An 11,708-nucleotide genomic window follows, 5' to 3' on the forward strand; every position below is an offset into this window, starting at 1 on the left:
ATTTCGCCTTTGGTTCTTCATGAAAATAGTTTAAAAAGTATATGTTGCTTTAGCGTAGTAAAAGCCACCGTTAATACCAAACGGAGATGTTTCGTAGAACTGACCACCCCAGTTGTTATTAGGGATGCCCGTTGCATCTGCAAAATCAAGTTTTTCAGCATCTTGGTCGAATAAGTTTTGAGCACCTACAGAGAAGCTAACTGATTCATTTAAGAAGTAAGTTACTTCAGCATCAATAGTGACTGCAGCATCTGCTGTTTTAGCTGTTGCATCATAATCAACGTGAACACCTTGGTATTCGCCGTAGTAGTTTGCACGAGCAAATGCAGAAACTGATTCCCATTGTTGAGACAATGTGAACGTTGCACGATGATTAGGTAAATCTTCTTCTAAACGCTTAACTTTAAACGCACCTGTAATTTCACTAAATTTAGTTACTTCAGTATCATTCCAGTTATATGCAAGGCTAAATGTAGAGCTACCGCCCATTAATTCAGCTGTATAGTTTGCAACTAAATCGATACCTTGTGTTGTTGTGTCAAAGTCGTTAGTGAAAAAGCTTACTTGAGCAAGACCTTGTACATTAGGTACTCCTGCTGCTGCAAGGGTATCTTTGTCTGCTTGGCTTAAGTTGATTTTATCTGATTGGCTAATACGGTCATCTACTTGGATGTTGTAGTAATCAAGCGTTAAAAATAATTCGCCAATTGTGTATACAGCACCAAGCGTATAACTTTGCGATTCTTCCGGCTCAAGCTCTGTACCACCTAATTGCACTGCAATTGGGTTTGTTGGTGGAAGAAGCGCTGAATCTTGTAATACACCGCCATCTAAACTTGTTTGTACATTACTTACGTTAGCTTGACCAACCGTTGGTGCACGGAAACCACTGCTTACAGAACCACGAATATTTAAATCTTCAGTTAAATGGTATTGAGCCATTACTTTGTAGTTAGTGGTAGTGCCAAAGCTGTCGTAGTCTTCAAATCGAAGTGCTACGCCCATTAAGAAGTCTTCAGTAAACGGTGCTTCAACATCAACATATGCTGCATAGTTACGGCGAGAAAATTCACCTGCTTGTGATGGTTTAAAACCAGGGAAACCATTAGAGCCAATACCAAAGCCTTGTTCTGTTAAAGGGCCTGCTGTGTAAGATGCTTCATCACCAGAGACGATAGTAAATGTTTCTTCATGCCACTCAAAACCACCGGCAATGTTTACATCATAAGCTAAACCAAAGTCGATACCTTTTGATAAATCAAAGTTAAAGTTCTTCTCTAGCTGTTCGTATTTACCCGGGCTGAAGTCTCGTGGTGTATCTGCACCTAAAGAGGCATTAACCGTGTCGTAAATAAAGTAACGTGATTCATTTAAGCCAACAGTACCGCTTAAGTCATAGTAAGTATCTTTTAAGAAGCCACCAGTGAATCGACCTTTAGTACCAATAGTTAAAGAAGTATCAGTAATGTTGCCGCCAAAGTTAGGTGTAAAGCCACCTGGAAGCATCTCATTAAAGGCAAAACAATCTGGGTTGTTTGCTACACCATTTATGTAAGCAGGATCATCTAGTACATTGCCGTCTGTTATTGTGATAGTTGGACAGTTAGCACTCATATCAGGTGTTGTGTCGGCAACAAGTAATGTTTCGCCACCATCATTTGAGTAAACACCAGAACGAGTTTGCGGATTACGGTAATAAAAACCGCCACGTACATCACGTTCAGAGTAGTTACCAAACATGTAAAATTCAGAGTCGTTTGTTAGCTCTAAACCCACATTACCAAAAATAGTAATATCGTCATCTACTTCTGGTGCACCCCATACTTGTGCAAGAGAAGATACATCAGGCACACCGGCAGCTGAAAGTGCTGCAGCATCGGCACGTTGAACTGAACGGCTTGTTGCATCAGCTGTTTTATATTGAAAGCTTAAATTAGCAAAACCATTGTCGGTAAACGGTAAACCTACGTTACCCGACACTTGTGTTGTATCGCCATCACCTTCATAAAATTGACCATGGCGGATTTCTAATTTACCACCTTCTGAAGCGTCTTTTAGTTGGAAATTCATTACACCGGCGATTGCATCAGAACCATACTGCGCAGCCGCGCCATCGCGAAGTACTTCTACTTGTTTAATCGCAATGCTTGGAATAACTGAAATATCTGCGCCTTGCGCGCCATCGTTAATACCACCGCCTAAAAATGCGATTACAGAAGCACGGTGACGACGTTTGCCGTTTAAAAGAACCAATGTGCTGTCTGAGGGTAAACCACGTAAGTTAGCTGGACGAACAAGAGAAGCCGCATCACTGATAGGGTTTTGGTGTACGTTAAACGATGGTACTGCACCTTTTAAAAGTTCAAGCATGTCAGTGTTACCTGACTTTTCAAGCTCTTCGCCGCCAATAATGTCGATTGGAACCGGTGAGTCACCTATTGAACGAGGAGCTGAACGCGTACCTACTACGGCAATTTTCTCAACGTTTTTATTTACTTTAGTTTGTTCCTGCTCGTCTGCCGCAATAGCAGATCCAGAAATAAATAACCCTGCAGTGGTTGTAGCTAAAGCAAATTTGATTGCTTGGTTTAGCGCATTACTTTTTAATTTCATTCTAATTTTCCCCAGTTAGAATAATTCTTATTTTTGATGTGAATTTCACATCATTTGTTTTTAACTTAATTTTTTGTTTCACATAAGTTTGAGGTTTTAGCTCAAAAGCCTAATCAATTAAGCTTACTTTTTGTGAAGTCCTATCTACAGACTATAGATAAAAAACAGGAAGGGCAATTACTAATTAACCGTTTGATAACAAAAAGATTCAATTTAAGAAAAAATGCAACAGTGGTGCAAAGTAAAACTAAAATGAACTAAATAAGTGCAAATAAGGCTATTGAGGGGAATATTAATGCGCTAACTGCATTTAAATGTTATTTATTTGTTTCTTTTTTTGTGGGGTTTTCAATGTTTTGTGCGTACCGCCAAGCTGCTAATTTTTCTTTGTATTCATCCCATACGCAGGGACAGCAACTGCCACCACCGCAACATTCATCAGATTTTGGTTTTTCAGGTTTTTGCGGTAATTGATTTGTTATATTCTGCATTGTTGTATGTATTTAATACTAATTTGGTGCAAAGGGTAAGTTAAAGGGTGTTGTAAGTAAATTATTCTTTGTGAACCTGTGCTGCTGTGTGAAAATAAAAGTTATGCGATTATATAAAGTTATTCACCGTGCACCTTGGCGGGTAGTTAAAATTAGTAAAAAACGCCAACAGCTGCGTTTTCGCCGTGCTATGGTGGCGCTTAAAATCGCACTCGCCCAAGAAAAACAAGAAACTAAAGAAATGCTCTCTATTTATAGGCGTTACACTCAAGGCCACACAAGTAAAGAAGAGTTAAAACGCGCAAATGAGCAATTTGTTGATATTTTAAAAGGGTTAGGGCTCGGTGTATTTGCTGTATTACCTTTTGCTCCGCTTACAATTCCTTTAGTTGTTAAATTAGGGAGTTTGGTAGGAGTTGATGTACTGCCAAGTTCGTTTAATATGAACAAATCTATTAAAGAACTAGATGCTAAAATAGATCAAGAAAATCAAAAGCAAGAATCTAAAAATAGCTTAAAAAAGTAGCTAAAATCCCTTCAAATTAGCGATACCTTTTAGGTGCGCTTATTGATATGCTCTTAAGTACCATTTTTATATTATATGAGCTTTTTAATGAGTGCATTACTACGTCATACATCTTCTTGTATTCCTTTATCTTTTATTCTTAAAAACGAATTATCTGACTGGCAAGCACAGCAGCCTGCATTTATACAAAATTGGTTAACTAATACAGGTTTTGAAAAGCAAGGTGTTGCTTTAATTCCTGATGCTAAAACGGGCGAGTTAAGCCAGGTATTTTGTCTAATGCAAAGCAGCGATGATTTTTGGGCTGCGGGTAATTTAGCAAATACACTTCCTACAGGTACTTATCAAATTCAAGGCGAGAGCGCTTTTGTAGAGCAAGTTGCTTTAGGGTTTGTGCTTGGTGGTTACGAATTTAGTGAATATAAAGAAAAACCAACAGCAAAAGCGCAATTAGCCATTAGCGATAAAGCGTTGTTTGACCGTATTAGCCAACAAGCTGATGCCATTACACTTGCACGTGATTTGGTTAATACTCCAGCGGTAGATATGATGCCGCAACATTTATCGCAAGTAATGGAAGATTTAGCTGCAACTTACAATGGCGAATTTTCACAGTGGATTGGCGATGAGTTACTAGAGCAAAACTACCCGACTATTCATATGGTGGGTCGTGCAAGCGAAAATAAACCGCGTTTACTTGATTTAAAATGGGGTGCAACAGATGCTCCATTAATTACGCTAGTAGGTAAGGGCGTATGTTTTGACTCTGGTGGACTTGATTTAAAACCAAGCTCTGGCATGCGTAACATGAAAAAAGACATGGGCGGCGCCGCGCATGTAATTGCACTAGCGCAGCTTATTATGGCAGCTAACTTACCAATTAGATTACGAGTGCTTGTACCAGCTGTTGAAAATGCAGTATCGCGAAATGCATTTCGCCCAGGCGATGTAATTAAAACGCGCAAAGGCATTATGGTCGAAATTGATAATACAGACGCGGAAGGGCGATTAGTATTGTGTGATGCATTAAGCGAAGCGCAAAACGATAATCCTGAGCTAATTATTGATTTTGCTACTCTCACGGGCGCATGTCGTGTTGCACTGGGCACGGAGCTTCCGGGCTTTTTCTCAACAGAGCGCGATGTAGCAAATGGTATTATTGATGCAGGTTTAATCGTCCATGATCCTGTTTGGCAACTTCCGTTGTTTGAGCAATACAAAAGCTTACTAAAAAGTGATGTAGCCGATATGGCAAATTGCGCAAGCACACCGTTTGGTGGTGCTATTACCGCAGCGCTTTACTTAAAAGAATTTGTTGAACCAACAACACCGTGGGTACACTTTGATGTAATGGCATGGAACTTACGTGCATTACCAGGTCGTCCAACGGGTGGTGAAGCGTTAGGTATTCGTGCTGTATTTAACTACTTACAAAATCGTTTTAATAAGTAAGTTTTTGATTCAATAGTAAGAACTTTAGCTTTATGAGCTTTAAACCTCATAAAGCTCAAGTGGCAAGTTATCTGGATCGGCAAAAAAGGTAAACTTTTTGCCGGTTATTTCATCCACTCTAATATCCTCAACGTTTACATCGCACGACTCTAAATACGTTTTTGAAATCTGTATATCAGCTACCTTAAAAGCTAAATGTCTTAAGCCTTGTGCTTCTGGATAGCTGGGTCTTTCGGGCGAACCATCAAACGAAAATAGCTCTATTTGGCTACCATCGGGCATGGCTAAATCTAATTTATATGAATTACGATCAGCTCTAAAGTGCTCATTAATAACGTTAAGTTTAAGTACATTGCTATAAAAGTGTTTAGAACGTGCATAGTCACTACAAATTATAGCAGCGTGATGAATACCTAAAAGTTTCAAATTTAATTCCTTAAAAAGCAAAAACGCACTTAAATAAGTGCGTTTTAAATGTGGGTTATTACATCTTTTGTTAGCTTGGCTGCGCTTCTTTACATGCTTTAACAGCTGGTGCTACAAGCTCTAAACCAGTTTTATCACATGGTGGTAAAGCAGCATCGCTTACACTAATAGGCGTTACGCGCTCGCCCCATTTTATGTAACTTGCAGCCCATGTTAGGCCTGCACCAAATGCTGCAGACATAATGTTTGAATGCGGTTTAATTAACCCTTGCTCAACCGCTTCACATAACGCAATAGCAATAGTCGCAGCAGAGGTATTACCATAGTCACCAATGTTAACCATTACTTTTTCGTCAGGTACTTTTAAGCGATGCTGAATAGCCTGAATAATACGTAAGTTAGCTTGGTGTGGAACGAGTACATTAATGTCGTCAAGGCTTAAGTTGGCCTGTTGTAGTACGTCGTCGCAGGCTTCACTCATACCTTTTACAGCACGTTTAAAAATTTCACGGCCTTCAAATAATAAATCAGAAGGACCAATTGGCTCATACTTATTTAAATCGCTACCAAAGTTGGTGATGTGTAAAATATCGCGGTCTTCGCTGTCACAACCGGTTTTGGTACCAAGTAAACCAGCTGGGGTGTCGGCAGCTTCAAGTATTACTGCACCTGCGCCATCACCAAATAAAACAGCGCTGTCGCGACGTGCCCAGTTTACATACCAGGTCATACGTTCAGCGGCAATAACGACTGCTTTTTTAATCATACCCGCTTGAATTTGTGCTGTAGCAGCTTGCAACGCATATAAAAAGCCCGAACATGCCGCGTTTGTATCCATTGCGGCAGCGCCTGTTGCACCAATATTTTTTTGCACTTGTGAGGCGGTATTTGCCACAACAGTAGAAGGTGTACAGGTTGCTAATATCACTAAATCAATATCTTTAGGATCAATGCCTGCGCACGCAATAGCATGCTTAGCTGCAACGGTTGCCAGCTCAGCGGTACTTACATGACTCACTCGGCGAGATTTAATGCCAGTACGCGTGGTTATCCACTCGTCGGTGGTATCAACTATTTCACTAATTTCATCGTTGCTAATGCTTGCTGGTGGAATGCATTTACCCCAACCAGTGATATGTGCGTAAGGCATAGTATGTTCTCTTAAGGTGGTCTGACATGTGTTACTAATGGGGGAGTTATACCAAAAAACGGCTTTCAAGACTAGTTTATAGCATGTTTTGTATCGTAAATATTCGCAATTACAGGTTATTTAAGGTAATGCTAGTATAAAAAAGGAGCAAGTATGAAAACAACACTAATAACAACATTCACTTCAATAACGCTGGCATTAATAACAAATGGGGCTTTTGCTCAACAGCATAAAATTATTTATGCTGGCAGTTTACTTGCATCCGAAGATCAAAAAGTAAAAACAGAGCAAACGTTAGTCATAACAGATAATACAATAACAGCCATTAAAAACGGCTACCTCACAAAAGCAGAACTTAACCTACCTGATGCCGATATTATCAATCTTAAAAATCAATTTGTAATGCCTGGTCTTATCGATATGCATGTTCACGTTACGTTTGAGCGAGATTCAAAAGCAAACCCTCACCGCTGGGCTACAGAATATGATGCCGATTATGCTTTGCGCTCAATTAAATATTTACAACGTACGCTCGATGCGGGTTTTACATCAGTGCGTGATTTAGGTAGCGATCACAAAGTAATATTTCCGCTAAAGCGCGCTATTGAGCGAAATGATATTAACGGCCCTCGCATTTTTGCAGCGGGTAATACAATATCGCCTACCGGCGGACACGCAGATATGCACGGATATCGAAAAGATATTACAGATGCGGTTACAGGCGGGATTGGTATATGTAATGGCGCGGATGATTGTAGCCGTGCGGTACGCGAGGTAATTAAAAGTGGCGCTGATGTAATTAAAGTTACTGCCACGGGTGGAGTACTAAGTAATACCGCTGCTGGTGTTAACCAACAACTTACAGATGCAGAGCTGATTGCGATTGTTGATACGGCCCACCACTTAGGGCGTAAAGTTACAGCCCATGCACACGGTACACAAGGTATAAAAGCGGCCTTAAAAGCCGGTGTAGATTCTATTGAGCATGGCTCTTATTTAGATAAAGAGGCAATAAAGTTATTTAAAAAAACGGGGGCTTATTTAGTACCGACGCTTTTAGCGGGGGCAACGGTAAGTGAAGAGGTGCTTACAAACCCAAATATGCCACCGGCAATAGCCGACAAAGTGCGTGAAGTGACTCCGAAAATGCAGGCTTCGTTTAAACTTGCACTGAAAAACAAGGTTAATATAGCTTTTGGAACAGACTCTGGGGTGTCGCGTCATGGGCTTAATGCTAACGAATTTAGTTTAATGGTAAACAATGGTATGAGCGAAGCCAAAGCTATTAAATCAGCAACCATACATGCAGCTAAACTGCTGGGGCAAAGCGCACTCATTGGCGACTTGAGTGTTGGTAAACAAGCAGATATTATCAGTGTGAATGGCTCACCGCTTAAAAATATCGACGTACTTAAAAACGTACAATTTGTTATGAAAGCTGGGCAAGTTTATAAACAATAGGGAAGGTTATGAGCAGCAAAATAAAAGTGTCGTTGTTTAATCATTTGATTGACGCTGAGCGCCAGTTACTAGACCCAGAAGTTCGCCAATCTGAGCGCGCATTAGACGCTTTACTCGATGATGAATTTATCGAAATTGCTGCCAATGGCACTACATTTAATAAATACCAAGCACTAACTCGTTTACCTACCGAGGTTGTGCCACAGTTTTATAATCAGCATTTTAAGGGCCGAATGCTGAGCGATGATGTAGTGCAACTTAGTTACCAAGCTGCTTTTAGGCGCTCTGCTCGCGCTGAGTTTAATTATTCATTGCGTATGTCGCTTTGGCGTAAAAGTAATGAACAATGGAAAATGGTGTTTCACCAAGGAACGCCTTGTGCGCCGTTTTCAATTTCGATGGATGATGATTAAAAATCATATAACCGTTAAAATAACCTTATTAAACATTTGATTGGGCAATAACCTGTTGTTAATGCGTACCGACCCCACCATTAGTCGATTATTAATGCTGCGAAGCGGCGCTATTGCCGTGCAATTAATTGCGGTACTTAGCGTTTATTTTTTACTAGAACATCAAATTGCATTACTGCCTTTACTTATAGTTATTGCCGTTGAGGCTGTGTTTCAGCTTATTAGCCTATTTGCTTATCGAAATGTAAGCCGTGCTAAACCTTTGGGTATGTTGATGCAGCTAACTGCAGACGTATTATTTTTAACGGTTTTGCTATCGCTAAGCGGCGGTGCAACTAATGCATTTGTTTCGCTGTTATTGCTCCCGATAATGATAGCTGCTGTTACGCTGCGAGAAAAAGGATTAGCTTATATTGCGGTATTAGCCATTGCCGCATACAGTTTGCTACTTATAAAGATGCCCGATCACAGTATGCATCAAATGAATATGAGTGGTCATTTTATTGGCATGTGGGTTAATTTTGTTTTAAGTGCCAGCGTAATTGCACTTGTTATTGGCGCAATGAGCAGGGCACTTAAAGAGCGAGAGCGAATTATTGCAAACGTGCGTGAAAAACAATTGCGTAATGAACAGCTTGTTACCCTTGATGGGGCTGCTGCACAAATCACCCATCAACTAGCGACCCCAATTGCAAACTTACAGTTACTGTTTGAAGAGTTATTAGAAGAGCAACCAAACAACCCAATTGTTAAGCACATGCAAGCGCCGCTTACTCAGTGTAGTACGCAGCTTAACGACTTTAGAAAACTCTCAGAGCAATTACGCCTTAAAAATTCACAAGAGCATACCACCGTAAAGCAACTGCAAACGCAAATTACAGATACGCTTTTACTGCAATACCCTGATCAGTACATTAAATGGATTACGCCACCTATTGCGGCAACGCTATTGAGTGATGCGATGTTATTGCCTGCTATTTTAAATTTATTGCAAAACGCCGCGCTTGCTAATCAAAAACAAGGTAAAACTCAATTAGAGCTGAGTTGGCAGCAAGATAACTTACATAGCGAATGCGTTTATTTGTTAATTCGTGATTTTGGCCGTGGCTTTTCATCATCGCAATTAGCAGAGCTGGGTGGTCAACTTATGCCAAGCGATCAAGGAATGGGGCTTGCTGTGCTTTTATCAAATGTTACTTTTGAGCGTTTAAATGGCTCACTTACCTTGTTTAACCATGCAGATGGCGGCGCTGTCGCCAAAGTTAAACTCGCTATTGTAAACATTGAGAATAACGCCTCATGAAGTTACTTATAATTGAAGACGACATTAATTTAGCCAGCACACTGGCAAGGCGCTTAACTAAACAAAGCTTTGCCTGCGAGGTGGCGCATAACCAAAGTGATGCGTTACTTGCTGCGCGTAAATTATTGCCCGACTTTGTTTTATTAGACATGAAACTAGGCGACGATAACGGACTTACACTCATAAAGCCGCTGCGTAGTTTGCTCCCCCAAGCTCATATTGTTTTACTAACCGGGTTTGCAAGTATAGCAACCGCAGTAGAGGCAATGCGTTTAGGCGCAAACGATTACCTTACTAAGCCGGTTGATATGGCAACATTATTAAAAGCGCTTAACACCGATCCTGTGTCATCGGCATCGAATGTTATTGATGATGCGGTTATGTCGCCGGAGCGCTTAGAGTGGGAGCATATTCAACAAGTATTACACAGTAATAATGGCAATGTGTCGGTTACCGCGCGGCAACTTAATATGCATAGACGTACTTTGCAGCGCAAGTTACAAAAAAAGCCGGTGCAGCAGTAATTTATTACTTAATTTAAGGAAAGTGTTATGAGCGATGATGCAGCTATATTAATGCAAAACCAAAAAATTATTTTATTTGATGCGCAATGTAAGCTTTGCAGCGCGTGGTGTAACTTTATTATTGCTCACGATAAAACTACTATTTTTAAATTATGCAGCGTGCAATCTCCAAAAGGAGAACTGTTGTTAACACACTTTGGTTTTTCAACCAGTGAATACGCTTCAATGGTGCTTGTTGAAAATGGTAAAGCATTTACACAAAGCCATGCTTTTTTTAATGTTGTTAAGCAGCTAGGTTACCCATACAAACTAGCAAACGTATTTAGTATTTTGCCAAATAGGTTTAATAATTGGTTATACGATAGGGTTGCTTTAAATAGGTATTCGTTATTTGGAAAATATCAGTATTGCAGAGTACCCAACCCAGAGGATGCTAAACATTATTTATAAATTAGGCGTTAATACACTGCAGTATAAGTAGATGATAGGTTTATGAGGTTGTGCTAAAATCGCCGCGTTTAATTTTAGCTAACGGTATAAAAGGCTTTTTTCATGGCAAACACAGCACATGCACTTCACATTTTGGTTAAGCACAAAGAAATTGCAGAAGATATTATTAAGCAATTAGGTAAAGGTGCAAAGTTTCAGACCTTAGCTAAAAAGTATTCGTCATGCCCATCGGGTAAAAAAGGCGGTGACTTAGGTGAATTTAGACGCGGACAAATGGTTCCACAGTTTGACAAAATTGCATTTAAAGGCGCAATTTTAGAGCCACATTTAGTTAAAACCAAATTTGGCTGGCATGTAATTAAAGTGCTTTATCGTACTTAATAAGCTCGCTGACAAATACTAAAAAGGCTGCACACTGCAGCCTTTAAGATATAATCTTACCCGATTATTAATTATCCAAATTAAACTCAATTGTCATTTCTAAGTTTTTATCAGGTACAGCAACACCATTAACAACTTTAGGTGAGTATTGCCATTTAGATATGGCACGTTTGGCTTCGCTATTAAACACTTGTTCAGGTTTAGCGTTAATAACTTTAATATTATTTGGGCGCCCATAACTATCTACATCAAAAGACATGGTAACAAAACCTTCTGTTTTGTTACGTACCTCTGCAACAGGGTATTTAGGGGGAACTGTTGATTTTACTGTTGCGGTAGGACTGTCTTGAAGTGGAGTTGTAGTACAGCCAGTAATGATTAGAGCGGCAATTATAGACAGTAAGTATTTCATTATAATTCCTTTTATTATTTAGTTAGTACCCTTTTTTACACTAAAAGACCAGTCATGTAAAATAATCCGCTTAGTTATCAAGCCCATTATTTAACCTGAATTAAGG

Annotated in this window: 13 protein-coding genes; 8 read left to right on the top strand and 5 right to left on the bottom strand. The window is 39.8% G+C overall.

Annotation, left to right across the window (positions count from 1 at the left end):
- Positions 1 to 30: 30 nt before the first annotated feature.
- The gene (locus H5072_RS03440) at positions 31 to 2,613 is read right to left on the bottom strand and encodes a TonB-dependent siderophore receptor (RefSeq protein ID WP_024595720.1); all 2,583 of its coding nucleotides are present in this window, start codon (positions 2,611 to 2,613) and stop codon (positions 31 to 33) included.
- A 317-nt stretch (positions 2,614 to 2,930) separates the two neighbouring features.
- Positions 2,931 to 3,104 (bottom strand): oxidoreductase-like domain-containing protein, encoded by a 174-nt coding sequence (locus tag H5072_RS03445; protein ID WP_076914924.1) that lies wholly within the window; start codon positions 3,102 to 3,104, stop codon positions 2,931 to 2,933.
- Positions 3,105 to 3,207: 103 nt separating this feature from the next.
- Here H5072_RS03445 and H5072_RS03450 point away from each other — a divergent pair, with 103 nt between their 5' ends.
- Both H5072_RS03450 and H5072_RS03455 read left to right on the top strand, forming a co-directional pair.
- Positions 3,208 to 3,630, top strand: coding sequence for a hypothetical protein (locus H5072_RS03450; protein ID WP_002959004.1), 423 nt, complete (start codon positions 3,208 to 3,210; stop codon positions 3,628 to 3,630).
- A gap of 87 nt (positions 3,631 to 3,717) precedes the next feature.
- Positions 3,718 to 5,082: a M17 family metallopeptidase gene (locus H5072_RS03455; protein ID WP_182692715.1), complete on the top strand. Its 1,365-nt coding sequence runs from the start codon at positions 3,718 to 3,720 to the stop codon at positions 5,080 to 5,082.
- Between the two features lie 39 nt (positions 5,083 to 5,121).
- Here the strand turns inward: H5072_RS03455 and H5072_RS03460 are convergent, their stop codons facing one another.
- Positions 5,122 to 5,508, bottom strand: a complete 387-nt coding sequence (locus tag H5072_RS03460; protein WP_182692716.1) for a VOC family protein — start codon at positions 5,506 to 5,508, stop codon at positions 5,122 to 5,124.
- 70 nt (positions 5,509 to 5,578) lie between these two features.
- Entirely contained in the window at positions 5,579 to 6,658 is a 1,080-nt protein-coding gene (locus tag H5072_RS03465; protein WP_182681583.1) for a ketoacyl-ACP synthase III, read from the bottom strand.
- Between the two features lie 153 nt (positions 6,659 to 6,811).
- On the opposite strand from H5072_RS03465, the gene H5072_RS03470 reads away from it, so the two are divergent.
- The 6 genes from H5072_RS03470 to H5072_RS03495 all read left to right on the top strand — a co-directional run bounded on the left by H5072_RS03470 (position 6,812) and on the right by H5072_RS03495 (position 11,190).
- Positions 6,812 to 8,119, top strand: coding sequence for an amidohydrolase family protein (locus H5072_RS03470; protein ID WP_182692717.1), 1,308 nt, complete (start codon positions 6,812 to 6,814; stop codon positions 8,117 to 8,119).
- Between the two features lie 8 nt (positions 8,120 to 8,127).
- On the top strand, positions 8,128 to 8,532 hold the full coding sequence (locus H5072_RS03475; protein WP_182692718.1) for a DUF4440 domain-containing protein: 405 nt from the start codon (positions 8,128 to 8,130) through the stop codon (positions 8,530 to 8,532).
- A gap of 61 nt (positions 8,533 to 8,593) precedes the next feature.
- Positions 8,594 to 9,835 (top strand): sensor histidine kinase, encoded by a 1,242-nt coding sequence (locus H5072_RS03480; protein ID WP_182692719.1) that lies wholly within the window; start codon positions 8,594 to 8,596, stop codon positions 9,833 to 9,835.
- Positions 9,832 to 10,359, top strand: a complete 528-nt coding sequence (locus H5072_RS03485) for a response regulator transcription factor (protein ID WP_154902919.1) — start codon at positions 9,832 to 9,834, stop codon at positions 10,357 to 10,359. Before H5072_RS03480 ends, H5072_RS03485 begins: the two co-directional genes overlap by 4 nt.
- A 27-nt stretch (positions 10,360 to 10,386) precedes the next feature.
- Complete coding sequence (locus H5072_RS03490) at positions 10,387 to 10,809, top strand: thiol-disulfide oxidoreductase DCC family protein (RefSeq protein WP_182692720.1); 423 nt, start codon at positions 10,387 to 10,389, stop codon at positions 10,807 to 10,809.
- Between the two features lie 102 nt (positions 10,810 to 10,911).
- On the top strand, positions 10,912 to 11,190 hold the full coding sequence (locus H5072_RS03495) for a peptidylprolyl isomerase (RefSeq protein WP_002959014.1): 279 nt from the start codon (positions 10,912 to 10,914) through the stop codon (positions 11,188 to 11,190).
- A 67-nt stretch (positions 11,191 to 11,257) separates the two neighbouring features.
- Here H5072_RS03495 and H5072_RS03500 read toward each other — a convergent pair whose 3' ends face one another.
- Complete coding sequence (locus H5072_RS03500; protein ID WP_182692721.1) at positions 11,258 to 11,602, bottom strand: TonB family protein; 345 nt, start codon at positions 11,600 to 11,602, stop codon at positions 11,258 to 11,260.
- Between the last annotated feature and the right edge of the window lie 106 nt (positions 11,603 to 11,708).

Origin of the sequence: Pseudoalteromonas sp. SR45-5 (assembly GCF_014163565.1) — a bacterium.
Lineage (GTDB): Bacteria > Pseudomonadota > Gammaproteobacteria > Enterobacterales > Alteromonadaceae > Pseudoalteromonas > Pseudoalteromonas distincta.

Excerpts from the sequence above, each read along its gene's own strand:
- H5072_RS03440 (WP_024595720.1), bottom strand. The coding sequence starts at position 2,613 with ATGAAATTAAAAAGTAATGCGCTAAACCAAGCAATCAAATTTGCTTTA.
- H5072_RS03445 (WP_076914924.1), bottom strand. The coding sequence starts at position 3,104 with ATGCAGAATATAACAAATCAATTACCGCAAAAACCTGAAAAACCAAAA.
- H5072_RS03450 (WP_002959004.1), top strand. The coding sequence starts at position 3,208 with ATGCGATTATATAAAGTTATTCACCGTGCACCTTGGCGGGTAGTTAAA.
- H5072_RS03455 (WP_182692715.1), top strand. The coding sequence starts at position 3,718 with ATGAGTGCATTACTACGTCATACATCTTCTTGTATTCCTTTATCTTTT.
- H5072_RS03465 (WP_182681583.1), bottom strand. The coding sequence starts at position 6,658 with ATGCCTTACGCACATATCACTGGTTGGGGTAAATGCATTCCACCAGCA.
- H5072_RS03470 (WP_182692717.1), top strand. The coding sequence starts at position 6,812 with ATGAAAACAACACTAATAACAACATTCACTTCAATAACGCTGGCATTA.
- H5072_RS03475 (WP_182692718.1), top strand. The coding sequence starts at position 8,128 with ATGAGCAGCAAAATAAAAGTGTCGTTGTTTAATCATTTGATTGACGCT.
- H5072_RS03480 (WP_182692719.1), top strand. The coding sequence starts at position 8,594 with ATGCGTACCGACCCCACCATTAGTCGATTATTAATGCTGCGAAGCGGC.
- H5072_RS03485 (WP_154902919.1), top strand. The coding sequence starts at position 9,832 with ATGAAGTTACTTATAATTGAAGACGACATTAATTTAGCCAGCACACTG.
- H5072_RS03490 (WP_182692720.1), top strand. The coding sequence starts at position 10,387 with ATGAGCGATGATGCAGCTATATTAATGCAAAACCAAAAAATTATTTTA.
- H5072_RS03495 (WP_002959014.1), top strand. The coding sequence starts at position 10,912 with ATGGCAAACACAGCACATGCACTTCACATTTTGGTTAAGCACAAAGAA.
- H5072_RS03500 (WP_182692721.1), bottom strand. The coding sequence starts at position 11,602 with ATGAAATACTTACTGTCTATAATTGCCGCTCTAATCATTACTGGCTGT.